At 73.3% G+C, this 24250-nt stretch carries 17 protein-coding genes and 1 tRNA gene; 10 read left to right on the top strand and 8 right to left on the bottom strand.

From position 1 onward, the window contains the following. Positions 1 to 6: 6 nt before the first annotated feature. A complete protein-coding gene (locus tag ASD48_RS26695) occupies positions 7 to 7059 on the bottom strand; it encodes a type I polyketide synthase (protein WP_057604243.1) in 7053 nt (2350 codons plus the stop codon). 573 nt (positions 7060 to 7632) lie between these two features. Further along, positions 7633 to 8391, bottom strand: coding sequence for an SDR family oxidoreductase (locus ASD48_RS26690; RefSeq protein ID WP_057604242.1), 759 nt, complete (start codon positions 8389 to 8391; stop codon positions 7633 to 7635). 971 nt (positions 8392 to 9362) lie between these two features. Between ASD48_RS26690 and ASD48_RS26685 the strand changes: the two genes are divergently transcribed. After that, the gene (locus tag ASD48_RS26685; protein ID WP_057604241.1) at positions 9363 to 10565 is read left to right on the top strand and encodes a serine hydrolase domain-containing protein; all 1203 of its coding nucleotides are present in this window, start codon (positions 9363 to 9365) and stop codon (positions 10563 to 10565) included. Between the two features lie 7 nt (positions 10566 to 10572). On the opposite strand, the gene ASD48_RS26680 is transcribed toward ASD48_RS26685, so the two are convergent. Continuing rightward, positions 10573 to 11154, bottom strand: a complete 582-nt coding sequence (locus tag ASD48_RS26680) for a TetR/AcrR family transcriptional regulator (RefSeq protein WP_057604240.1) — start codon at positions 11152 to 11154, stop codon at positions 10573 to 10575. A gap of 124 nt (positions 11155 to 11278) precedes the next feature. On the opposite strand from ASD48_RS26680, the gene ASD48_RS26675 reads away from it, so the two are divergent. Together ASD48_RS26675 and ASD48_RS26670 are read left to right on the top strand one after the other, a co-directional pair. Beyond that, on the top strand, positions 11279 to 12709 hold the full coding sequence (locus ASD48_RS26675) for an MFS transporter (protein WP_057604239.1): 1431 nt from the start codon (positions 11279 to 11281) through the stop codon (positions 12707 to 12709). 44 nt (positions 12710 to 12753) lie between these two features. After that, positions 12754 to 12827, top strand: a tRNA-Pro gene (locus tag ASD48_RS26670). Between the two features lie 58 nt (positions 12828 to 12885). On the opposite strand, the gene ASD48_RS26665 is transcribed toward ASD48_RS26670, so the two are convergent. Then, entirely contained in the window at positions 12886 to 13173 is a 288-nt protein-coding gene (locus ASD48_RS26665; RefSeq protein WP_057604238.1) for an SHOCT domain-containing protein, read from the bottom strand. Between the two features lie 240 nt (positions 13174 to 13413). Here ASD48_RS26665 and ASD48_RS26660 point away from each other — a divergent pair, with 240 nt between their 5' ends. From ASD48_RS26660 to ASD48_RS26640, 5 genes are all read left to right on the top strand, one after another. Next, complete coding sequence (locus ASD48_RS26660) at positions 13414 to 13845, top strand: hypothetical protein (protein ID WP_057604237.1); 432 nt, start codon at positions 13414 to 13416, stop codon at positions 13843 to 13845. 334 nt (positions 13846 to 14179) lie between these two features. Continuing rightward, a complete protein-coding gene (locus ASD48_RS26655; RefSeq protein ID WP_057604236.1) occupies positions 14180 to 15019 on the top strand; it encodes an SDR family oxidoreductase in 840 nt (279 codons plus the stop codon). Between the two features lie 111 nt (positions 15020 to 15130). Then, positions 15131 to 16519, top strand: a complete 1389-nt coding sequence (locus ASD48_RS26650) for a cytochrome ubiquinol oxidase subunit I (RefSeq protein ID WP_242432741.1) — start codon at positions 15131 to 15133, stop codon at positions 16517 to 16519. Further along, on the top strand, positions 16516 to 17565 hold the full coding sequence (locus ASD48_RS26645; RefSeq protein WP_057604234.1) for a cytochrome d ubiquinol oxidase subunit II: 1050 nt from the start codon (positions 16516 to 16518) through the stop codon (positions 17563 to 17565). Before ASD48_RS26650 ends, ASD48_RS26645 begins: the two co-directional genes overlap by 4 nt. Then, positions 17562 to 18140, top strand: coding sequence for a gluconokinase (locus ASD48_RS26640; RefSeq protein ID WP_057604233.1), 579 nt, complete (start codon positions 17562 to 17564; stop codon positions 18138 to 18140). The genes ASD48_RS26645 and ASD48_RS26640 overlap by 4 nt, the downstream gene beginning before the upstream one ends. A 4-nt stretch (positions 18141 to 18144) precedes the next feature. Here the strand turns inward: ASD48_RS26640 and ASD48_RS26635 are convergent, their stop codons facing one another. Both ASD48_RS26635 and ASD48_RS26630 read right to left on the bottom strand, forming a co-directional pair. Continuing rightward, positions 18145 to 19893: a cation:proton antiporter gene (locus tag ASD48_RS26635; RefSeq protein ID WP_057604232.1), complete on the bottom strand. Its 1749-nt coding sequence runs from the start codon at positions 19891 to 19893 to the stop codon at positions 18145 to 18147. Between the two features lie 13 nt (positions 19894 to 19906). Further along, positions 19907 to 20341, bottom strand: a complete 435-nt coding sequence (locus tag ASD48_RS26630) for a DUF6325 family protein (RefSeq protein ID WP_057604231.1) — start codon at positions 20339 to 20341, stop codon at positions 19907 to 19909. Between the two features lie 393 nt (positions 20342 to 20734). Between ASD48_RS26630 and ASD48_RS26625 the strand changes: the two genes are divergently transcribed. Together ASD48_RS26625 and ASD48_RS26620 are read left to right on the top strand one after the other, a co-directional pair. Then, positions 20735 to 21667 carry a cyclase family protein gene (locus ASD48_RS26625; RefSeq protein WP_199875962.1) on the top strand — a complete coding sequence of 311 codons (933 nt, stop codon included), beginning with the start codon at positions 20735 to 20737 and terminating at the stop codon, positions 21665 to 21667. Positions 21668 to 21832: 165 nt separating this feature from the next. After that, positions 21833 to 23428 (top strand): GMC family oxidoreductase, encoded by a 1596-nt coding sequence (locus tag ASD48_RS26620; RefSeq protein WP_057604230.1) that lies wholly within the window; start codon positions 21833 to 21835, stop codon positions 23426 to 23428. Between the two features lie 27 nt (positions 23429 to 23455). On the opposite strand, the gene ASD48_RS26615 is transcribed toward ASD48_RS26620, so the two are convergent. After that, complete coding sequence (locus ASD48_RS26615) at positions 23456 to 23959, bottom strand: hypothetical protein (RefSeq protein ID WP_057604229.1); 504 nt, start codon at positions 23957 to 23959, stop codon at positions 23456 to 23458. Between the two features lie 82 nt (positions 23960 to 24041). Beyond that, positions 24042 to 24179: a hypothetical protein gene (locus ASD48_RS44415; RefSeq protein ID WP_157880701.1), complete on the bottom strand. Its 138-nt coding sequence runs from the start codon at positions 24177 to 24179 to the stop codon at positions 24042 to 24044. Between the last annotated feature and the right edge of the window lie 71 nt (positions 24180 to 24250).

The raw sequence follows: 24250 nt of genomic DNA, 5'->3' as shown, positions 1-24250 counted from the left end.
CCGCCGTCACCAGCCCGAGGCGGTGTGGACGACGGCCGTGGCGGACTCCTCGCCCCAGGCCAGCTCCCGCAGCAGCGCCGCGGTGCCCTCCTCGGGATCGATCAGCCGGATGCCGCGCCGGGCGTACTCCCGGGCCAGTTCCGCCCCCACCATGCCGGCGTGCCCGGCCGCGGGTGCCCACGGCCCCCAGTGCACGGTCACCGCACGGTGCCCGGTACGGGCGGCGAAGGCCGCGCCGAGCGTCTCCAGCGCGTCGTTGGCGGCCGCGTAGTCCACCTGGCCCCGGTTGCCGAGAACGGCCGAGATCGAGCCGAACAGCACGGTGAACGCGGGCGCGGCGGGCAGGTCCTCCAGCGCGGTGAGCAAGGCGTCCGCGCCGGTCGCCTTGGTGCCGTAGACGCGCTGGAAGGACTCGGCGCTCTTCTCCGCGACGAGCCGGTCCTCGATCACCCCGGCTGCGTGCACCACGCCGTCCAGCCGGCCGTGCTCGGCGTGGATCTCCTTCACCGCCTGGAGCACCGCCCCGGGTTCACGGAAGTCGACGGAGCGGTAGCGGGCCCGGCCGCCGAGCGCCGTGAGTTCGGCGAGGGTCGCGGTGATCTCCCGCTGGGCCAGCAGGAGTTCGGCGGCACGGTTGATCTCCGACGGCTTCCCGCCGCCGCGCGCGGCGAGCACGGCCCGCAGCTCGGCCGGGGTGCGGGCGGCGGCGGTGTCCGCGGCCTCGGGACCGTCCGGCGCGGGGGTGCGGCCGAGCAGCTCCAGACGGCAGCGGGCGGCCCGGGCGAGCGTGGCGGCGAACTGCGCGGTGATGCCCCGCGCCCCGCCCGTGAGCAGGACCACCGAGTCCCGGTCCAGTCCGAGCGCCGCCGCCTCGGCGGCCCCGTCCCCGGCGGGTCCCGCGCCCGTGCTGCCGAGCGCGCCGAGCGGCGCCTCCACCAGCTCGAAGCCGTGCCGTCCGGCCGCCGTCCGCAGGACGACCGGGGTGCGGTCCGGCGCGACGGCCTCCGCGACCACGGCGTCCGCGACGGCGGACGGCGAGGCGTCACAGAGGTCGACGACCCGGGCGACCAGCTCCGGATACTCCCGTGCCACCGTCCGGAACAGGCCGCGCAGCCCGGCGGTGCGGGGATCGGGTGTCCCGCCGTCGGCGGTCCGCACGGCGAGCAGCCAGCGCGGGCCGCGGGCCAGGGCCGCCTTCAGGACGGGGAACGCGTCCGGCAGGACGGGGCCGTCGCCCGCGCCGTCGAGGGCACCGAGGTACAGCACGCCGTCCACCGGCCCGTCCGCCTCGGCCAGGACGTGGTCCCGCGCCCGTACGGCGACGTCGGCCCCGTGGGACACCAGCCGGGCCGCCGCCTCGGGTGCCTCCCCGAGGAGGATCCAGCGGGTTCCGGAGAGCATGGCGGAGGGGACGGCGGACGGGGCGGCCGAGGGGGCGGCCGGGGCGTCGGTTCCGGCGTCGAGCGGTACCGGCCGCAGCACGTGCCTGCGGGGCGGTTCCCCGGTCACCTCCGGTGGGACCGCCTGTCCGGGCGCCCCGGGCTCCGTGGCCGGTACCGCCACGGCCACCGTCGCCTCCCCCGGCGCCGTGCCGTGCCCGGCGGTGGGCACGGGGGCGTCCGGTCCGCCCAGCCGGGCGGTCAGCCAGTCGGTCACCGCGGCGGCCGTACGCGCCTTCGCCAGCTCCTCCAGCTCGTCGTCGTCCATCGACGCGAGGTCCGCGCCCGCCCCGGCACCCAGACGGCGGGCCAGCTCGCCCGCGATCTCGGCCCGCTTGATGGAGTCGATGCTGAGGTCGGCCTCCAGGTCGAGGTCGGGCTCGATCATGTCGACGGGGTAGCCGGTGCGCTCGCTGATGATCTCCAGGACGACCTGCTGGACGTCGACGGGCCCGGTGGCGCGGGGCGGAGCGGAATCCCCGGCCGGTTCCGCCGTCGCGGCGGCCGCCGCCGGTTGCGTCGTGGGGAGTTCGGGCACCGCATGGATCACCTGCGGCACCGCCGCAGCGGGCGCAGCGGGCGCAGCGGGCGCCGCGGGCGGCGCGCCCGCGGTCGCCCCGAAGTAGGTGAGCAGCACGTCCCGTTGGGCGGCGATCATCTCCCGGCTGGTGCGCAGGAATTCGGAGACCAGCGCGTCCCGGTCGGACGGGACGCCGTGCGGGGGGTTCGTCGGCACAGTCGCCACGGTCCTCTCGGGTTCCACGACTCGTCGGGCCGGTGCGAGCGCACCGGGAAGGAGGGCGCCGGCGGCGGTGCGGACCAGGTGCCCGTCGACCGTCCAGCCGGGCCGCTTCGGCACGGGGGTCCGTACCGCGTCGACCGCGTCCCGGCCGCGCAGCAGCCACCCGGCGCGTACCGGCAGGCCCGCGACGGCGAGCCGGGCCAGCGCGTCGAGCCAGCCGTGCAGTCCGCCGCCGGGGCGGGGCTCGCACGCCACCGTGCGGTGCGGACGGTCGCCGAGGATCTGTCCGACCAGGCGGGTCAGCACCGACCCGGGGCCGGCCTCGACGAAGACCCGGGCGCCCGCCGCGTACATCGCCTCGATCTGCTCGGCGAAGGAGACCGGGGCGGCGATCTGGGCGGCGAGTTCGGTGCGTACCCCGTCCGCGTCGGCGGGGTAGGGGGCGGCCGTGCGGTTGGACCACACCGGGAACTCGGGCGCGTGCACCGGCCGGGCCGCGAGTGCCTCGGCGAAGCGGTCGGCGGCACCGGCGACCAGCGGGCTGTGGAAGGCGCAGGCCACGGGGATCCGCTTGGCCCCGACACCGGCCTCGCGCAGCAGCCGTACGGTGTCGGCGACGGCGTCCGTGGGGCCCGAGATCACCGTCTGCTCGGGCGAGTTGCGGTTGGCGACGACCACGGACTCCGGCGCCCGCACCGCCTCCAGGGCCCGCGCCACCTTGTCGGCACCGGCCGCGACGGCGGCCATGGCGCCGGGATCACCACCGGCTGCCCCGGCGGACCCGCCTGCCCTGGCGGACGCGGTGGACCCGGCGGGCCCGGTGGACCCGACAGCCCCGGCCGCACCGGCGGCTTCGAGGATCGCCGTCGCCCGTTCCGCGCTCAGCTCCAGCAGTGTCTCGGGGCTCAGCGCCCCCGCCGCGCAGAGGGCGACCAGCTCGCCGTAGCTGTGTCCCGCCGCCATGTCCGGCCGTACCCCGGCCGCGGTGAGCACGGCGTGCGCGGCGAGCCCGGCGACGCCGAGGGCCGGCTGGGCCACCCGGGTGTCGGTCAGCGCGGCCTGCTGACGGTCGTGTTCCGCGTCGTCGAAGGCGGCCGGCGGGTACAGGGTGTCGGCGTGGGCGCGTCCCAGTTCCAGATAGGGCCGCAGCTCGGGGAAGGTGACGAACAGGTCCGCGAGCATGCCGGTGCGCTGGCTCCCCTGGCCGGGGAAGAGGAAGGCGACCTTGGCGTCCCCGGGGTCGTCCGGTCCGGCCCGGTGGATCCCCCGTGCCGGGTCGTGCTCGGCCGGATCGGCCGACACCCGTCGCAACTTGCCGACCAGGTCGTCCACGTCCGTCGCCACGACGGCGACCTGCGCCGGTTCCCCGCTCGCGTCGGACCGCCGGGCGGCGCCGAGCGCCAGGTCCCGCAGCCGCCACGGCCGGCCCTCAGCCTCCGCGGCCCTGAGGAGTTCGTCCGCCGCGCGGCCGGCCGCGGCGGCGTCCCGTCCACGGAAGACGAACAGTTCGGCCGGCCAGGCGTCCGCGCCCCGTACCGGCGGCACGCCGCCGGCGTGGGCGCTCAGCACCACATGGAAGTTGGTGCCGCCGAAGCCGAACGCGCTGACCCCGGCGAGGCGTTCCTCGGGAGGCGCCGCCCAGGGCCGGGCGCGTGCGTGGAAGGCGAAGGGGCTGCTCTCCCGGTCCCAGGCGGCGTTGGGGGCCTCGACGTGCAGCGTGGGCGGCCGGACACCGGTGTGCAGGGCGAGCACCGTCTTGATCAGCCCGGCGAGTCCGGCGGCGCACTTGGTGTGCCCGATCTGCGACTTGACCGAGCCGATCGCGCAGCTGCCCGGCGCCGCCCCGGCCTCGCCGAACACCTCGCCGAGGATGCGCAGTTCGGTGCGGTCGCCCACCACCGTCCCGGTGCCGTGCGCCTCCACGAGACCGACGTCGGCCGGGGAGACCCCCGCGTTGCGGTAGGCGCGTTCCAGGGCGGAGCGCTGGCCCTCGGGCCGGGGCGCGGTGAGCCCGAGGGAGCGGCCGTCGCTGGAGGAGCCGAGGCCCTTGATCACACCGTAGATGCGGTCGCCGTCGCGTTCGGCGTCCGCGAGCCGCTTCAGGACGACGCAGGCCACGCCCTCGCCGAGTGCGATGCCGTCGGCCGAACCGTCGAAGGCGCGGGAGCGGCCGGTCGGCGACAGGGCGTGCACGGAGGAGAAGAGGACGTAGTCGTTGATGCCGTTGTGCAGGTCGGCGCCGCCGCAGAGCACCACGTCGGAGGTGCCGCCGACGAGTTCCTTGCAGGCGACGTCCACCGCGGCCAGCGAGGAGGCGCAGGCGGCGTCGACGGTGTAGTTCGCGCCGCCGAGGTCGAGCCGGTTGGCGATCCGCCCGGAGATCACGTTGGCGAGCATGCCGGGGAAGGAGTCCTCGGTGAGCTGCGGGAGCTGGTCGTCCAGACCCGCCGGGACGCCGCCGTAGTACGAGGGCAGGACCGCCCTCAGGGTGGCCGCGTTCGACAGGTCGCTGCCCGCCTCCGCGCCGAACACCACCGAGGTGCGGGAGCGGTCGAACGCCCGCTCTCCTTCCCCGTATCCGGCGTCCTCCAGGGCGCGCCGGGCCGCCTCCAGGGACAGCAGCTGCACCGGCTCGACGCTGCCGAGCGAGGCGGGCGGGATGCCGTACCGCAGGGGGTCGAAGGGGATGCGGGGCAGGAAGCCGCCCCACTTGGACGGGGTCGACTCGCCGTGGTGGACGGCCGGGTCCCAGCGGTCGGCCGGGACCTCGCCCACCGCGTCCACCCCGCCGACCACGTTCGCCCAGAAGGTGGGCAGGTCGGGTGCCTGCGGGAACATGCACGCCATGCCGACGACGGCGATGTCGAGCGGGGCCGGGGCGGCCGGCTCCCGGACCGTCTCCTCCCGGCCCCACTCGGCTGCCCGCCGGGCGAGATGCCCGATCGCGCCGGTGGTCACCGACTCGTGCAGCGCGGCGACCGTGGTGGTCGTCGAGCGCAGCACGGCCACCGCCCCGGCCATGAACATCCCCTCGGCGAGCTGGCGTTGCTCGTCGACGGGGGTGAGGGAGCCGTCGGTGTCCCGGGTCACGCCCTTGCTGGCGATGCGCAGCCGGCCGACGTTGAGCCGCTCCAGGGACTCCCAGATCCGTCGGTCCCCGGCGCCCTCGGCCCGCAGCCGGGCCTCCTCGTCGCGGTACCCGGCGGCGAACGGGCTCGGCACGCACCGGGTGGCGTGTCCCGGCGCCGACTCCAGGAGCGTGGTGCGCTCGGCCGCCATGACCTGCCGCTGGAAGAGCGGCCGGATCGCGCCGCAGGAGACGGCCTCTTCGGTGAACAGGTACGCGGTGCCCATCAGCAGGCCGACGGCCGCTCCGCGCGCGGTCAGCGGCGCGGCGAGCGCGGCGACCATCGCCGCCGACCGTTCGTCGTGGACGCCGCCCGCGAAGAGCACCTCGACCTCCTCGGCCCGGTGACCCTGCGACCAGTCCTCCAGGACCGCCAGTTGGGCCTCCCAGAGCGCGAAACTGGCGCGCGGTCCGACGTGGCCACCGCACTCGGAGCCCTCGAACACGAACCGGCGGGCCCCGGCCTCCAGGAACTGTCGCAGCAGTCCCGGCGACGGCACGTGCAGGAAGGTCCGGATGCCGTCCCGCTCCAGCGCCTGCGCCTGGGACGGCCGGCCGCCCGCGATGATCGCGTGCGTCGGCCGCAGCTCCCGTACGGCCTCCAGCTGTGCGGCGCGCACGTCCTCCGGCGCGAAGCCGAGCACGCCCACCCCCCAGGGCCGGCCGGCCACCGCGTCCCGGGTCTCGGCGAGCATGGCCCGGGTCCGCGCGCCGTCCGCCAGCGCCAGGGCGAGGAAGGGCAGTGCCCCGTCGGCCGCCACCGCCGCGGCGAACGGAGCCCCGTCGCTCACCCTCGTCATCGGCCCCTGGGCGAGGGGGAGCCGGGTGCCGAGCGCCCGGCTCATCGGTGACCCGGCCCGCAGGGCCCGTACGGCCGTGTCGTCGCGTAAGGCGTCCAGGACCGCGTCCCGCACCGCCCGCAGGGTCCGCCGCACGTCACCCCAGCGCTCCGCGAACCGCGCGGCGAGGAAGCCGTCCTGGCCCACCGGGAGCAGTTGTCCGCGCGGATCCTGCGCGCCCAGCAGCGCCGCCACCGCCTGCGGTCCCGCGTCGAGCGGGAGCCGCGGGGCGTCGGGGCCGCGCCGCAGCAGGACCCGGTGTCCGGCGAGGACGACGGTCTCCGAGCCGTCCAGGGTGCGCAGTGCCGCGGCGGCGGGTTCGGGCAGCGCGGACTCGGCGAGCAGCGCGAGCTGGCTGTCCAGCACGACGCCTGCCGCTCCGCCGGCCACCGCGGCGGCGGCGGTGCGCGGGCCGATGCCGCCGCACGCCCACACCGGGGCGGCCACCTCGGGCGCGGCGAGGAGCTGCTGGAGCAGGACGAAGGTGCTCAGTTCACCGATACGCCCCCCGCTCTCGGCGCCGCGGGCGATCAGGCCGTGCGCCCCGGCACGTAACGCGTCGCGCGCGCCCGCCAGGTCGGTGACCTCGACCAGCACGCGGTAGCGAGCCGAAAGGCCTTCGACCGGCCAGGACGCCCCGTCGGTGTCCGCAGTGAGGACCAGCGTGTGCGGGCCGTCGGGTTCGAGGTCGGCGGGGGTGAGCCGGCAGTGTGCGCCGACCCGGACCGCGAAGGCGCCCGGGGAGGCGCGGCGCAGGCGGGACAGGGCCTCGCGGGCTCTTCGGTCACCGGATCCCAGGTCGAGTACGCCGAGCCCGCCGGCCCGGTCGATCGCCAGGGCGAGCCCGGCATCGGGTTCGCCGAAAGGAGTGATGCCGATGATCATGTCCTCGGAACGCACAGCAGACGTCATGATTCTCCGAATCAAGGGTGAGACTGCACGGTGGGGGGTTCGGGACAGCAATGGCGGCTCACCGGATTCCCGCGGGCAGGGTCCACCGCGGAACGCCGTTCTAAAGCGCGTGCTCGAAACGCGTTGAAAGGTAGTGCGCTTATTACTCACTGGTCAACGTTCGAACGATCGGGCGGTATCCAGCCGCAATGATTCGGTCAGTCACGGGCGGACGGCCAGGGCGTAGGAAATCGGATGAATTCCTTTCGGGCCCGGCCTCGTTCACCCTCCTCACACACTGTAGAAACATGAACGAACGCAGGAAATGGGTTCCTCTGGACCGCTTGTCCGAATCGACACGCACATTCCCGGCGTCGGCCGGGTGGCACGGAAAATTCTGTGTGTCGGTCCTGGAGTGACCGGGAAAGGCTTGTGTGGACGACGGTGCCCGAGTCGACCCGTGAGACGGGCCTTGACGCGGACCGGACGGCCCCGAAGACTGGAACGACTGCGGAGTCGAGCCGGTCTTCGGGAGGTCGTCGACCGGCTTGACTGCGTGGCCACCCCGGTGCCCTCTCCGCGAGGCCGGGTGCCTCACACGCTGTACCCCCCGTCGACCCCCAGGGCCTGGCCCGTGATGAACCCGGCCCGGTCCGAGGCGAGGAAGGACACCGCCTCCGCGATGTCCGCCGCCTCCCCGAACCGGCGCAGCGGGATGTTCCGCCGGGCGACCGCGAGTGCCTCGTCGTCCAGTTCGCCCGACTCGATCAGCCGGCCCGCGATGCCGTCGGTGAGCATGCCGGGCGCGACGCAGTTGACGCGGACCCCGTAGCGCCCCTCCTCGGCGGCCAGGGCGCGGGCGACCGCCTCGACCGCCCCCTTCGCCCCCGAGGACAGCCCGTCGCGCACCGGGAAGCGCCGGGTGGCGACGGTGGTGACCGCGACGATGCTGCCCCGGCTCCGGCGCAGCACGGGCAGCGCCGGATGGACGAGGTTGAAGAACGCCCCCGCGTCCGCCTCGAGTTGGGCCCGGTACTCGCCCGGGCTCACCCGGCTCAGGTGCCGCATCGGCACATGCGGACCGGCGGCGTACACGAGGGTGTGGAGGGAGCCGTACGCCTCGGCGGTCGCGGTCAACGCCCGGGCCGTCGCCGTCTCGTCGGTCAGGTCCAGGGGGAGGGGCACGAGCCCTTCGGCCTCGTCGGCGAGGGCCTCGGCCGCCTCCCGCCGGACCCGGTAGGTGAACACCACCGCGCTGCCGCGTGCCGCCAGGGTCCGTACGACCGCCGCGCCGATGCCGCCCGTGCCACCCGCGACGAACGCCACTCCCGGCCGCCCGGAGAAGTCCTCCATGCCCCACCGTCCTCCCTGTCTCCTTGCCCCGGCGCCCCGCCCCCGGCTCACGGTCCCGGGGAACCGGCGACGACCATCTGCGTGACCCCGCTCGTTCCGGCGTGGATGCGGGGCTGCGCGCCTCCGCGTGCAGTCGGGCGATCGGGTACTCCAGCATCTAGCCCAATCCGCCGAAGAGTTGAAGACATGGGCCGAGAGTGTGATCGAGCAGGGCCTGTCCGGCATCCGACTCGACGGACCCGGCGGTGAGTCCGAACGACGTGCCCCGCAAGGGCGCGACCGTCCGGCCCGACACCCCGCGCTCCTCGGCCCATCCGGCCGGTGCTACCGGCGCTACCGGCCCGACCGGCGCTACCGGTGTCCTGGACGTCGGTGGAGAGCGGGCGGCGCACGGCAGATTCGGCGGCGAGCTAGTCGGCGACGGTGTCCATCTCGGCGCCCACCACTCGGCGACGGGACCGACGGGACCGACGGGACCGACGGGACCGACGGGCCGACTGGGCCGAGCCGGTGGGTCTCCTCGGCGTCGATCGTCTTCGTGGGCGGCGTGGGCGGCGTGGGCGGCGTGGGCGGCGCGGGCCGTCGGGCTGCCGGTTCCCGCGGGGTATCGGCAGCGGCCTGGCGCCCCGCGTCCGGGGGCAAGGGGTGCGCGCCGGCCCACCCCGGCCGCCGCCGCCCGGGCGAAACCGCGGGTGCCGGGCCGTGTGGCGTCGCGCCGCCCCCCCCCTGCCGCCGACCCGGACCGCGTCGGTCATCCGGACGGCGTCGGTGGTCCGGGCAGGCGCCTCGACGGATCCCCTCGACCGGCCTCGACGGATCGCGTCGACGGATCGCCTCGACCGAACGGGTCGACCGAACGGGTCGACCGGACGGGTCGCGAGAGGCGTGCCGAGGGCCGTACGGGTCCTGGGGTGAGGGCGTACGGAGTGTTGACCCCCTGACCGATGTGACAATCAGCCCATAGTGCCCGTATGACGCGTACCCGTACGGCGCTGCTGTGCGCCGCCGCTCTTCTCGCCTCCACCTTCCAGACGGCGGCCGTGGCCGCCACCGCCGTCCCCGATCACCAGGGCCGGCCCTGCACCTCCACCCCGAAGCCGCGGGGCCAGGCGCGCGAGGTCCTCGCCCTCGTCCGCGCCGCCCGCAAGGAACTCGGTCTCAAGGCCGCCCTGGTCAAGGTCACGGTCGGCGGGCGTGAGCTCGTCACCGGCGCGGTCGGCGAGTCCCTCACGGACGTGCCCGCCACGCCCGCCATGCACTTCCGGACCGGCTCGGTCGGCATCGCCTTCATGGGCACGGTGCTGCTCCAGCTCGTCGAGGAGCACAAGGCGCGCCTCGACGACCCGGTCTCCCGCTGGCTGCCCGACCTGCCGCACGGCGACAAGATCACCCTGCGGATGCTGGGCGACTCGACGTCGGGCCTGCACGACTACGTCACCGACCCGGTGTTCCTGAAGAAGCTCTACGCCGACCCCTGGCAGCACTGGACCCCCGAGGAGGTCGTCGGGATCTCCCTCAGTCACCCCCTGTGGTACCGGCCGGGCACCAACTGGAGCTACTCGCACGCCAACTTCGTCCTCCTCGGCCGCGCCCTGGAGAAGATCTCCGGGACCCCGCTCGACCGGCTCCTGCGGCAGCGCGTCATGAAACCCCTCAAGCTGCGCAACACCCGCAACAACGACACCGCGCTCATCCCGCCGCCCGTGCTGCACGCCTACGACGACGAACGCGGCACCTACGAGGAGTCCACCTACTTCAACCCCTCCTGGACCACCGCGCCGGGCGCCGTCCTGACCCAGGACATCTGTGACCTGGCCCGCTCCGGGCAGGGCATCGGCTCGGGCGAGCTGCTCTCGAAGCGCTCGTTCCGCACCCAGCTGGACCCGGGCACCGTCGGCCTCGGGCACCCCACCGCGAACTGTCCCGCCACGGTCTGTCTGCCCATGACCGAGGACTTCCACTTCGGCATCGGCGTCGTCGTCAAGAACGGCTGGGTGGTGCAGAACCCGTCCTTCTTCGGCTACGCGGCCGTGATGGCGTACGAGCCGCACCAGCGGCTGTCCATCGCGGTGTCCACGACGGTGGGCCCGGACGCGCCCGAGGGCAACACCGCCCAGACGATCACCGAGCGGATCGCGGACCTGCTCGCCCCGCGGTACCCGCTGTCCGGCTGACCCCCCCTCATCGGCGCCCGGCGCGCACCCCGTCCAGGGCGATGGCCAGGACGCGGTCGCGCTGGGCGTCGTCCACGAAGGCCGTCGCGGTGATCCCGGCGACCATCCGCAGCAGATCGCCGAAGTCCATGTCCGCGCGGGCCGCCCCCGCCCGCTGGGCCCGCTCGAACAGTGGGCCGCCCGCCGCGTACATCGAGTCACGGCAGGCCTGGAAGATCTCCGACTCGCCCTCCAGCGCCTCGCGCACCGCCCGCTTGGTGACCATGTAACCGGCGAACCGCTCGAGCCAGGCGGTGAGCGCCTCCCACGGCTCCAGGTCGGCGAACTCCACGGCGTACCGGCACAGCGCGTTGACCTCGTCCGCGTACACGCTCTCGAACAGTGCCCGGCGGGTCGGGAAGTTCCGGTAGAGCGTGCCGATGCCGACGCCCGCGCGCCGGGCGATGTCCTCCAGCGACGCCTCGGAGCCGTGCTCGGCGAACGCCTGGCGGGCGGCGGCGAGCAGCGCGTCGTAGTTGCGGGCCGCGTCCTTACGGACGGGGCGCTGGGCCGCGACGATCTCGCTGATGGGGAACGGCTGAGCCGGCACTGCTGCCTCCTGGGCGGGCACTCGGTTGAAACGGAGGGGTGCCTCCGTTACAGTGGAGGGGTGCCTCCACTTTAACAGTCCGAGGCCCCTTCTCCTCTTTCCGGGTCTTTCCGAGAGGCTTGTCATGCCCCGCAAGTCCACCCGCCTCACCTTCGCGGTCCTCGCGACCGGTGCGGGCGTGTTCTCCATGCTCCAGTCGCTGATAGCGCCCGCCCTGCCGACCGTGCAGCACGCGCTGCACACCTCGCAGTCCACCGCGACCTGGGTGATGACCGCGTATCTGCTGTCCGCGTCCGTCTTCACACCGATCCTCGGCCGGGTCGGCGACCTGATCGGCAAGAAGCGCACCCTCGTCGGGGTCCTGCTCGCCGTCCTGGCCGGCTGTCTGCTCGCCGCGCTCGCGCCGAACATCGGCGTCCTGATCCTCGCCCGGGTCGTCCAGGGCATCGGCGGCGCCCTGTTCCCGCTCTCCTTCGGCATCATCAGGGACGAGTTCGCCCCCTCCCGCGTGCCCGGCAGCATCAGCAACCTGTCCGCCGTGATCGCCGCGGGCGGCGGCGTCGGCATGGTCGCGGCCGGTCCGATCGTCTCCGCGCTGGACTACCGCTGGCTGTTCTGGATCCCGGTCGGCATCGTCGCGGCCGCCACGCTGATCGCCCTGCGCTATGTGCCCGAGTCGCCCGACCGGGCGGAGGGCAGGGTCAGTTGGCTCGGCGCCGTGCTGCTGTCCGGCTGGCTGGTCGCCCTGCTGCTGCCGCTCAGCCAGGCGGGCAACTGGGGCTGGGGCTCGGCCCGGGTGATCGGCCTGTTCGCCCTCGCCGTGGCGCTGTTCGCGCTGTGGCTGTACACCGAGGCCCGCTCCCGCAGCCCGCTGATCGACCTGCGCATCATGCGACTCCCGGCCGTGTGGACCACCAACCTCGCCGCCCTGCTGTTCGGTGCGGGCATGTACGCGATCTGGTCCTTCCTGCCCGGGTTCGTCCAGACGCCGGGCACGGCCGGGTACGGCTTCGGCGCGAGCGTCACCGCCTCCGGACTCCTCATGCTGCCGATGCTGCTGGCGATGTTCGTCTCCGGTGTGCTCGGCGGCCGTCTCGAGCCCCGCGTGGGCGCCAAGGCGCTGCTCACGGCCGGCGCCGCGCTCGGCGCGCTCGCCCTGGGCTTCCTCGCCCTCTGGCACGACGAGCGGTGGCAGGTCGCCTTCGTGGCGGGCGTGTTCGGCCTCGGTATCGGCCTGGCCTTCGCCTCGATGGCCAACCTGATCGTCGGCAGCGTCCCCGCCGGGCAGACGGGCGCCGCCACCGGCATGAACGCCAACATCCGCACCATCGGCGGATCCATCGGTGCCGCCGTCACCAGCGTCCTGGTCACCGGCCGGCTCCAGCCGTCGGGCCTGCCCTACGAGTCCGGCTACACCCACGGATTCACCCTGCTCGCGGTGCTCTGCCTGGGCGCCGCCCTCGCCGCCCTGCTGGTCCCGGTCCGCCGCGCGGACCGTCTGCCGGGGCCGGCCGCCCGTCAGACGCCGACCGCCGCACCCACCCCCGTACGGTAGGCTCTGCCTGCGCGTTCCCGCAGCTCACCGCCGCGGCAACGCCTCGGGACGTGGCGCAGCTTGGTAGCGCACTTGACTGGGGGTCAAGGGGTCGCAGGTTCAAATCCTGTCGTCCCGACTTCGCGAAGTCGCGGAGCGGAGGCTGTACCGGAGCTGCTCCGGTACAGCCTTTCCTTTCAGGATTCGAGGATCCTGCGCTTCTGCTCCTCGAACTCGGCCTCGGTGAGGACGCCCTGGGCCTTGAGCTCTCCGAGTTGCTTCAGCTGGTCGATCTTGCTGCTCATGTCGGCCGGCGGGGGAGCGGCGGCCGGCTGCGGCGCGGGCGCCGGCTGCGGCGGCGCGGCCTGTTGGTAGTCCTGCTGGGCCCAGCGCCCTTGCTGGCGGCGTGACACGCGGTTGGACACGGCGGTCGCGGTACCGGCCACTACGGCTGTGCGGGCGACCCCGCGGAGGAGACCTGGCACGGCGGTTTTCCTTTCTCGCCGGAGACCTGCGGAGGAGACGGATACTCCGGCCGGCGCACGGCGGTCGGTGCACCGGATACCCCCATTGGACCACCGCCGGATATCCCTCGCACGTCGGCCCCCGCGCTGAACTGCGTGAATACCGGTGTTCTGCCGGTTTGTGCTTCTCGTGGCAAGCTGATATCTGGGCGACCGAACGGCCACCTGTCCGTGGCGAGATGTGTGTGGGAGGAGCCCGAAATGACCGCGACCGGAATGCATCACCGGCAGGGAAGGGCAAGCGGCGGCGGAGCGTGGGTGTCCGGCTGGACCGGATTCGCCGGGGTCATGATGATCTTCGGCGGGGTGATGGCGATATTCCAGGGAATTGCCGCCATCGCCCAGGACGACGTCTTCGTCGTCACCCGTGATTACGCCTACAACTTCAATCTGACGAGCTGGGGCTGGATCCATCTCGTCCTCGGTGTTCTGGTCGCGCTCGCGGGTGCCGCTCTGTTCGGCGGCGCGGTGTGGGCACGCGTCGTCGGCGTCGGCCTCGCCGGCCTGTCGATGATCGCCAATTTCATGTGGCTGCCGTACCAACCCGTCTGGGCCATCGTGCTGATCGCCGTGGACGCCTTCGTCATCTGGGCGCTGTGCATCGGAACGGGCCGGGACGCCCGCACCGAGTAGCCCGTCCTCACGGCCCGTCCGACCAGCCCTTTCCGACCGTCCGGTCCGACCGGCCCGTCCCATCAGCCGGTCCCGTCAGCCGGTCCCGTCAGCCGGTCCGACCGGCTCGTCGACCAGCCCGTCGACCACCCCGCCCGGCCGGCCGGGCGAGCGGTCCGCTCCCTTCCGCGTCACCCGGCCGGCGGGCATTGGGCCGTTCAGCGTGGGCGGGCACCCGGGCGGCTGACGGGGGACGCGCCACCGTGCCGTACCGATCCACGCGTGTTTTCGTTGTCGGGCGGATTCCTTTGAACGTCCGCCGAATGTCCGCGCCGGCACGCACAGGGAGACACGAGTGGAAACCAGCGGCAATGACGGTCGCCAGCCCCTTGCCCCATTGCTCCTCAAAGGACAGAAGGCGCTGGTGACGGGCGCGAATTCCGGCATCGGAAAGGCCACGGCGATCGGCCTGGGGCGGGTGGGAGCCGATGTGGTCGTGAACTACGTCGCGGGGCGGGAAGCCGCGGAGGAAGTGGTACGCGAGATCGAGGGTTTCGGCGTCCGCGCCTATGCGCACGAAGCCGATGTGTCGCAGGAGGACCAGGTCGTCGACATGGTCTCCCGGATGGTCGAGGAGTTCGGCACCATCGACGTCATGGTCGCCAATGCGGGGCTCCAGCGGGATGCGCCCCTCACCGACATGACCATCGACCAGTGGCGCAAGGTACTGGACGTGAATCTGACCGGACAGTTCCTGTGCGCACGTGAAGCGGCCAAGGAATTCATGCGGCGAGGTGTCGTTCCGGAGGTGTCCCGGTCCGCCGGGAAAATCATCTGCATGAGTTCGGTCCACCAGATCATCCCCTGGGCGGGCCATGTGAACTACGCGTCGTCGAAGGGCGGGGTGCAGATGCTCATGGCGACCCTCGCCCAGGAGCTCGCGCCGCACCGGATCCGGGTGAACGCCGTCGCTCCGGGAGCCATCCGCACGCCCATCAACCGCAGTGCCTGGGAGACCCCCGAGGCCGAGGCCGACCTTCTCCGGCTCATCCCCTACCACCGCGTCGGCGACCCGGACGACATCGCGAACGTGGTGGCCACGCTGGCCTCCGACCTTCTCGACTACGTGGTGGGGACCACCATCTACGTCGACGGCGGAATGACGCTGTTCCCCGGATTCGCCACGGGCGGCTGAGACCCGCCACTCCTGCGCCATCCGGGACGAGCCACCGAGGACCATGTGAACAGCGCGATCGACCACTTTCTGGCGGACGGCCCCGCACAGCTGCTGCCGGCCCGGGAGCTGATGGCCTTCACCCTGGGCTCCCACATCCTGCTCGTGCCCTTCGGCGTGGCCCTGCCCGCCATCACCCTCCTGATGCACTACCGCGGGCTGCGCAAGGGCGACGCCGTCGCCCTGCTGCTCGCGCGGCGCTGGTCGGCGGTCATGGCCGTCCAGTTCGCCATCGGCATCGTGACCGGCACGGTGCTCTCCTTCGAACTCGGCCTGCTGTGGCCGGGGATGATGGGCCGGTGGGGTGATGTCTTCGGCCTCGGCTTCGGGGTCGAGGCCTGGGCGTTCTTCCTCGAGGCGATCCTCATCGCCATCTACCTGTACGGCTGGCGCCGGCTCAAGCCGTGGACGCACTTCTGGCTCGGCCTGCCCCTGCCCCTGGCCGCACTGATGGGGGCGTTCGGCATCGTGGCCGCGAACTCCTGGATGAACACCCCGCGCGGCTTCTCGCTCGACGCCTCCGGAGCCCCCGTGGACGTCGACGTACGAAGGGCGATCTTCACCCCGATGTTCGGCCCGGAGTACTGGCACTTCGTGGTCGGAGTGGTGCTGACCGCGGGCTATGTCATCGCCGGGGTGTACGCGGTCGGCTGGCTGCGGGGCCGCCGGGACCGCTACCACCGGCTCGGCTTCACCGTGCCGTTCTCCGTCGCCGCGATCCTGACCCCCGTGCAGTTCGTGCTCGGGGACTCGATCGCCCGGTCCGTCTTCCACAAGCAGCCGGTGAAGTTCGCGGCCACCGAGATCGTCTGGAAGACCGACACCCATGTGCCGGAGTACATGTTCGGGCGGCTGCATTCCGACGGGACGATCTCCGGCGGGATCAGGATCCCCCAACTGGACTCGATCCTCGCCGGTTTCAGCCCGGACACCAAGGTCACGGGACTGTCCTCGGTCCCGGCCGCCGACCGTCCGACGGCGACCCAGGCCACGATCGCGCACTGGGCGTTCGACATCATGGTGACCATCGGAAGCCTGCTCGTCCTGCTCGCGCTCTGGTACGGCTGGTGCTGGCTCCGCCGGCGTGACCTGCCCCGGTCCCCGTGGTTCTTCCGGTGCGCGGCACTGGCCGGCGGCGCCTGTCTGCTGACCGTCGAGTGCGGCTGGATCACCACCGAGGTGGGCCGGCAGCCCTGGATCGTCTACCAGAACATGCGGGTCGCGGAGGCGGTGACGGACACCCGGGCCTCGACCCTGTGGACGATGCTCGGCCTCGTCGTGGTGCTCTACGCCCTCGTGTTCGGCGCCTTCCTGACCGTCCTGCTGAGGATGAGCGGACGATGGCGGCTGGCCGACGAGGGCGCCGCCGCGGCAGCCACCCCCGAGGACCTGGAGGGGGACACCCCCTACGGACCCCGGCCGGTGTCCGCGACCGGCGGCAGGGACGGGGGCGGCGCATGACCGAGGACGTCGTCGCCTGGGTGCTGCTGGCCGTGGTGGCCGCCTACGCGTGTGCCGGCGGCACGGACTACGGCGCCGGATTCTGGGACCTGCTCGCGGGCGGCACCGCACGCGGCAAGCGCCCCCGGTGGCTCATCGACCACGCCATGGAACCGGTGTGGGAGACGAACAACGTCTGGCTCATCTTCGTCCTGGTCATCATGTGGACCGGCTTCCCGGTGCTGTTCCAGACGGTCTTCACGGCCATGTGGCTGCCGTTGGCCCTGGCGGCCGTGGGACTCGTCCTGCGCGGCGCCGGGTTCGCGCTGCGCAAGCCCACGCAGCGGCTCGCCGGGCGCAGGGTCTACGGCGCGGTCTTCGCCGTCTCCTCGCTGCTGACGCCCTTCTTCCTCGGAGCGGCGGTCGGCGGGCTGGCCACGGGCCGGGTGGCCCCCGGTACGAAGGCGTCGGCCGACGCGTGGTCCAACGGGACGTCCGTGATCGCCGGGCTGCTGACCGTCGCCGCGACCGCCTTCCTCGGGGCGGTGTTCCTGACCGCCGACGCACGCCGCTTCGACGCCGCCGACCTGGTCGGATACTTCCGCCTGCGGGCCTGGTGCAGCCTCGGCGTCCTCGCCGTGCTGGCGTGCGTCGGCCTCGTCGTCACCCGCGACGACGCGCGCTACGTCCACGACGGGCTGACCAGCGGCATCGGTCTAGCCCTCGTCCTGGTCGCCGTCGTCAGCGCGCTGGCCACCGCCGTGCTGCTGTACCGCACCGCCACGGGATGGGCGAGGATCACCGCCGTCGGCAGCGTGGCCCTCGTCGTCGTGGCGTGGGGGCTGGCCCAGCGGCCCTATCTCATCCCCACCTCGCTGACCGTGTCCGAGGCGGCCGGCGCGACGACGACATTGCGCTGGCTGCTGCTGGTCACGGCCATCGCCGTGGTGCTCGTCGGACCGCCCCTCGTCCTGCTCTACCGGCTGAACACCGCCGGGGCCCTCCAGCCCCTCACCGAGGCGGACCTGCGGCGGACGGCGGCCGGACGGGAGCCCGAGAGCCCGTGACCGGCGGCGGGGAGTCGGTGCGCGGGGAGCCGGTGCGCGGGGCCGGGCAGGCGCCGCCGATCGTGCTGGTCCTCGGGGTGTCCGGTTCCGGGAAGACCACCGTCGGCAAGGCGTTGGCCGAGCGGCTCGGAGTGACGTTCGTCGAGGGCGACGGCTTCCACAGCGCCGCGAACATCGCCAAGATGACCGCCGGCCACGCCCTGGACGACGCCGACCGCGAACCCTGGCTGCGGGCCCTCGCCGCCCGCGTCCGGCACTCCGCCGAGGCCGGGGAGGGGCTGGTCGTCGCCTGCTCGGCCCTCAAGCGGGCGTACCGCGACGAGCTGCGGGCGGCCGCGGGCCCCCGGCTGTGGTGCCTCTACCTCGCCCTGGACCGGGACACCGCACGGGACCGGGTCTCCCGGCGCACCGGCCACTTCATGCCCGCCCGGCTGGTCGACTCGCAGTTCGCGACGCTGGAGCCACTGCAGGCGGACGAGCCGGGCCTGACCCTGGACGCCACCACCGCTCTGCCGGCCGCGCTCGCCCGGGTGCGGGCCGCCGTCGCCTCCTTCGGGAGGTCCACGGGCCGCTGACGGATCACGCGCTCAGGAGTACGGCGACGTCCCCCGGCCGCGGCGCCGGGCCGTCGGCACGGGTGACCGGGAGGAGCCGGCCGTCACCGCGCACCAGGAACAGCATCCGGTGTCCGGCCGGCAGGGTGCCGTCGCAGCGATGCGCCACGACCCGGGCACCGCGGGCGTGACGACGTGCCAGTTCGGGCCCGGTCAGGTCCGGATCGAAGAGCACCTCGCCGCCCGCGTAGGGCGTGATGACGCCCTGGCTGTCCGCGGGCGGCCGCAGCCGGTGGACCGTGCACTCGACGCTGCCTTCGAGACGTGTGGCCGCCAGCGCGTTGAAGTCGTCCTCGCCGGTGAGGAGCAGGACCCCGGTGAGGCCCTCGAGTTCGGCGCCCTCGCCCGTGGCCGCGGCGAACAGCTCGCCCGGGGCGAGTTCGATCCCGGCGGCCCTGATGCTGTCCCGCTCCGTCTCGCGCCCCGCCCACATCACCACCTCCAGCCCGGCCGACCGCAGGGCCCGCCCCAGATCCACCACCCAGGGATCCCCGCCCACGAGCAGCGGCCGGGAACGCGTCGAGCGCACCACGCCCAGCCGCCCGGCCACCGCCGCCGCGCTCAGCCCGTACAGCGTGACGGTGGCGACGATCACCACGAACGTGGCCGGCAGGATCTTCGCCGCGCCCCGGACGCCCTGGTCCACCAGCGTCGCCGAGAACGTCGAGGCGGTGGCCGCTGCCACGATCCCGCGTGGCGCCATCCACCCGAGGAAGCCCCGTTCCCCGGGCGTCAGATCGGTTCCCCATGCCGACACGGCCGCCACCAGGGGGCGGGCCACGAACACCAGGACCGCCACGGGCCCCAGCGTCGGCAGCACCACATGCCGCAGGGACTGGGGGCTGACGGTGGCCGAGATGGAGATGAACAGCAGTCCGATGACCAGGTTCACGAGAGTCTCGAAGAAGGGTCTGCGGGCCGTGACACCCCCGCCGGGCAGGTTCGCCACCGCCAGCCCCATCAGGACGGCGGCGATCAGTCCGGTGTCGTCCCGGACGACGTCGCAGGCGGCCGCGACGCCGACCACCGCGGCGAGCTGCACGGTGGTGGCGAGCACCTCGCCGAGCCGGAGCCTGCGCAGCGCCACCGTCAGGACGACCGCTCCGACGACGCCCCCCGCCACCCCCACCGCCGTGCTGACGGCGAAGGCGCCGACCCGGCTGCCGAAGCCGCCCGGCCCGCCCGCCGTGACGGTGTGGAAGACCAGCGCGCCCAGGATGCCGCCCACGGGATCGATCAGCGACCCCTCCCAGACGAGGATCCGCCGCAGGCGCTCCGTGGGGCGGACGAAGGTGAGCAGCGGCCCGACGACCGTCGGCCCGGACACGACGAGGATCGCCCCGAGCATCACGGCCGCGCCCTGTGACATCCCGAGCAACGGCATGGCCACCAGCGCCGCCGAGGCGCCGCTGACCAGCGCGCCGAACCAGATCAGCCGCACCACGACCCGGCGGGTGTGGCCTCTGAGTCCCCTCAGGTCCAGGCCGAGTCCGGCGTCGTAGAGGATCACCGCGACGGCGAGCGAGACCAGCGGGGAGAAGGCGCTGCCCAGGAGCCGCTCGGGGTCGAGGTCGTCGGTCAGGGCGCCCGCGGTGAATCCGACGGGCAGCAGGACGATCAGGGCGGGGATGCGCAGACGGTACGCCAGCACCTGGGAGCCGACGGCCAGCACGATGATCAGGCCGAGGCCCAGGAATACCTCGTCCTCCGTCACCGCGAGGGAGTCTCTACGTGCTCGGCGGCCGGACGTCGTCCGTCTCGTCCAGCGCGGCCAGGACGGCCGGTACCGGGATCCGCCCGGAGGCGACCAGTTGTGCGCCGCCGCGTCGCAGGGCGGTGGCGAAGGGCGCGGCCCACAGGTTCTCGTAGACCAGGATCGCCGCGGAGTTGCCGGCTCCCAGAGCGCCGCCGGCCTCCTCGATGTCGTCCTGGCCCAGCAGGCCGGAGGAGGCGCCCTCGAACACGGCCAGGTCCAGAACCCCGTCGCCGGTGAGGTCGGCGATCTCCAGGCCGACCACGGATCCGTCCTCCTCCTTCCGGACGAACAGCAGATCGAGGATCCGGATGAGGCCGCGGTCCACCAGATCGACCAGCAGGGGGAAGCCCTCCCCGGTCATGCGGCTCCCGGGGAACTCGACGACGACATAGTCGATCGGTCCCATTTCGACGAATTCATCGTTCACGGCTTCACCCCTGGGTCCCGGCGTTCGGCGGCCCCCCTGTCTTCGGACTTCATTGCAGCATCGGACGGAGACGGCCGCACCTCGGTACGGGCCTCGCCTGCACCTTGGTACGGGCCTCGCCCGCACGGCTCCCGCGCGGTGCGCCCGCGGCCCGCGCGCGGGCCGGAGTTCGCCCACCCGGCGCCGGACGGCCCGCCGGCGGTGGGATCCGGCGGGCACACCGCGCGGACACGGCTCATGTCCGTCCGGACCCCCGCGGAACGGTTCGTCCGCTCGTCGGCGTGGTGGCCCCGGGCCCGGCGACTCGGCGTGGTGGCCCCGGGCCCGGCGCCTCGGTGTGCGGGGGCCTGGGACCTGCCGGAGGGTGGGGGCATGCGGACGAGCGGCGATCTGAGCGAGGCCGACTTCCGGCGTCTGTACCGGCAGCTGCGCGACACGTCCCCCGGCGGCGCCGGACGCCGGGGCGCCCTGGACACGATCACCGCGGACCTCGTGCTGGCCGCCGTAGGCGAGGTGCGGTCGGGGCGTACGGTGTCGCTCGCCGCCCCCGTGAACACCCGCGGCGGACCTGACGACGCCGACCCGGCCGAACACCGGCTCACCGCCCCGCCGGGCGGCGAACCCGGGACGAGCGGACTGGAGTTCGCCCGGGACCGCTTCGCGATGAACGTGCACGGAGACGTCAACAGCCACCTCGACGCGCTGTGCCACGTCGTCTACGACGGCACCCTGCACGGGGGCGTACCGGCGGCGGACGTCCTGTCACCGCACGGCGCGAGTGCCCTGTCCGTCGACCTCGCCCGCGACGGCGTCGTCGGACGCGGGGTCCTCCTCGACATCCCCCGGCTGCACGGTGTCCCCTGGCTCGAACCCGGAGCGCGGGTGGGGGCCGAGGACCTCGCCGCCGCCGAGGCACGGCAGGGCGTCCGGGTCGGCCGCGGCGACATCCTGCTCGTGCGGGTCGGACACCGCCGCCGCCGCGAGGAGCTCGGCCCCTGGGACGTGACCGGCGCCCGTGCCGGACTCCATCCGACGGCCATGGAGTTCCTGGCCGAGCGGGAGGTGGCCGTACTCGGCGGTGACGGCAACAACGACAGCGCGCCCAGTCCCGCCCGCGGGGTCGCGTTCCCGGTCCATGTGCTGGGCATCCACGCCATGGGACTGCACCTGCTGGACTATCTGCGGTTCGAGGACCTCGCGCCGATCTGCGCGAGCGAGGGCCGCTGGTCGTTCCTCCTCGTCGTCGCCCCGCTCCGGCTGCCCGAGGCCACCGGCTCTCCCGTCAATCCCCTCGCGATCCTGTGACACCGGTCGGTCCGCGCACGTACGGGTCGTCGTCGCGTCCCGGCGGCCCGGTTCACCCGACCGGCCCAACTCGCCGCAGGCATCGCTCGGAGATACGTTGGTGGTCGGGTCGGACGGCCCATTCACCCGGCAGAACCGGCGCATGCTCCGAGGACGGTGGCCGGCATGACCGACGCGCAGTACTACGACGTCATCATCATCGGGACAGGTGCGGGCGGTGGCACTCTCGCCCATCGACTGGCACCCACCGGAAAGCGGATCCTCCTTCTCGAACGCGGCGGTTATCTTCCCCGTGAACGGGACAACTGGGACTCCACAGCGGTCTTCGTCAAGGGGAAGTACCGCGCGCCGGAGTTCTGGTACGACAAGGACGGGAAGGAGTTCCCGCCCGAGGTCAACTACTACGTGGGAGGCAACACCAAGTTCTACGGCGCCGCGCTCTTCCGGCTGCGCCCCGAGGACTTCGGCGAACTCCGCCACCACGACGGTGTGTCGCCCGCCTGGCCCCTGAGCTACGAGGAGTTCGAGCCGTACTACACGCAGGCCGAACACCTCTATCTCGTCCACGGCCGGCACGGCGAGGATCCCACCGAGGGCCCCACCAGCGCCCAGTACGCCCATCCGCCGGTCCAGCACGAGCCGCGCATCCAGCAGCTCAGCCACGACCTGGAGAAACAGGGGCTGCATCCCTTCCACCTCCCGATCGGGGTGAATCTCACCCAGGACGAGCGGGGCCGGGCCACCCACACCAGCGCCTGCATCCGCTGCGACCGGGTCGACGGATTCCCCTGTCTGGTCGGCGCCAAGTCCGACGCCCAGGTCATCTGCGTCGACCCCGCTCTCGAACACCCCAACGTCGAGATGGTCACCCACGCGGACGTGCGGCGGCTGGAGACGGACGCGACCGGCCGGAGCGTCACCTCGGTCGTCGCCAGGGTGGGGGAGCCGGGCGACGGGGACGCCGCCACCGTGGAGTTCCGCGCCGACCTCGTGGTGGTCGCCTGTGGCGCCGTCAATTCCGCTGTCCTGCTGCTGCGTTCGGCCAACGACCGGCATCCGCGGGGACTGGCCAACAGCTCGGACGTGGTGGGCCGGAACTACATGCGGCACAACAACCTGGCCCTGATGGCCGTCTCCAGGGAGCCGAACGACACCAGGTTCCAGAAGACCCTGGCACTGCACGACTGGTACCTGGGAGCCGACGACTGGGACTACCCCCTCGGCGGCATCCAGATGCTCGGCAAGTCCGACTCCGAGCAGATCCACGGCGAAGCGCCCCGCTGGGCCGGGGCGATGGCCCCCGACATGCCGTTCGAGGTGCTCGCCCACCACGCGGTCGACTTCTGGCTCTGCGGAGAGGACCTGCCCGCCGCCGGCAACCGCGTCACCCTGGACCGCGACGGCGGCATCCACCTGGCCCTGGACGAGAAGAACAACGTCGCCGGACTGAACCGCCTGCGGCACAAACTCCAGGGCATGCTCGGTCATCTGGGCATGAACGAACACCATCTCCTGTCGCACAGCATCTATCTGCACAAGGGCATGCCCATCGGCGCCACCGCGCACCAGGCGGGCACGGTCCGCTTCGGCGACGACCCCGGCGGCTCCGCCCTGGACGTCCACTGCAAGGCCCACGACCTGGACAACCTCTATGTCGTCGACACGAGCTTCTTCCCGAGCATCGGGGCGGTCAACCCGTCGCTGACCGCCATCGCCAACGCCCTGCGCGTCGGCGACCACCTCGCGGAGCGGCTGGCGTGACACCTGCCGGTCCGGCCGGTGTCGTCGTCAGTCCGGGGCGGTGGGCGGGGTGTTCCTTCCGGGGTCCACGCTCGGTGGGGCCGGGATCGTGAAGGAGAGGCCGGAGAAGTCGCGGCCCTGGAGAACGGGGCCGGTGAACGTGCCGCCGCTGATCTCGTTGTGCACGTCGCCGGTGCGCAGCGGGCCGGCCAGCTCGTGCCATCGCGCGAGACCCGCCCGGAAGTCCGCGTCCCCCGCCGCCCGCACCGCCAGTGCCGTGCTCAGCGCGCGGGCCAGTGCCGCGTCGTCCGGGTCCGCGGCCAGCCGGACCAGCTCCGGTTCCGCCGAACCCGCCGCCGGGGCCCCGGTGTTGCCCTCGCCCTCACCCTCGCCGTCGTCGCCACCGCTGCCGTCACCGCTGCCGTCATGTCTGCCGTCGCGCCGGAACGGGCGCCGGACGAGTTCGCTCAGTGTCGCCCAGGCCTCTCGGCCGGCCTCGCCGCCGGCTCCCGCGGCCAGTGCCGCCAGCAGCGCCACCGATATCGGCTCCAACCCCGCACCGTCCTCTCGTGTCCGATGGGTGGGGTGGCGGCGTGTGCTGCCACCCCCGGTGCGCCGATCGACCCTCAGGGGGTCACATCATGATGCACCTGTAGGTGCCGACCGCCGCGGTCGAGGCGGGCTCGGCCGCCGAGGCATTTGGCGCGGTCACGCCAAGAATGGCGAGAGTGGCGAGACCGGTGACGACGGCCAGTCGACGCATTGTGCTCACGTGACGGGATCCCTCCTTGATCGATTGATTCCGGAGGCGACCGTAGATGACCGTCGGCATATCTCATAATT

The sequence above is a fragment of the Streptomyces sp. Root1310 genome, from assembly GCF_001426425.1.
Lineage (GTDB): Bacteria > Actinomycetota > Actinomycetes > Streptomycetales > Streptomycetaceae > Streptomyces.
The sequence above is the reverse complement of the archived record's forward strand: the minus strand, read 5'-3'. Positions and strand labels throughout refer to the sequence as shown.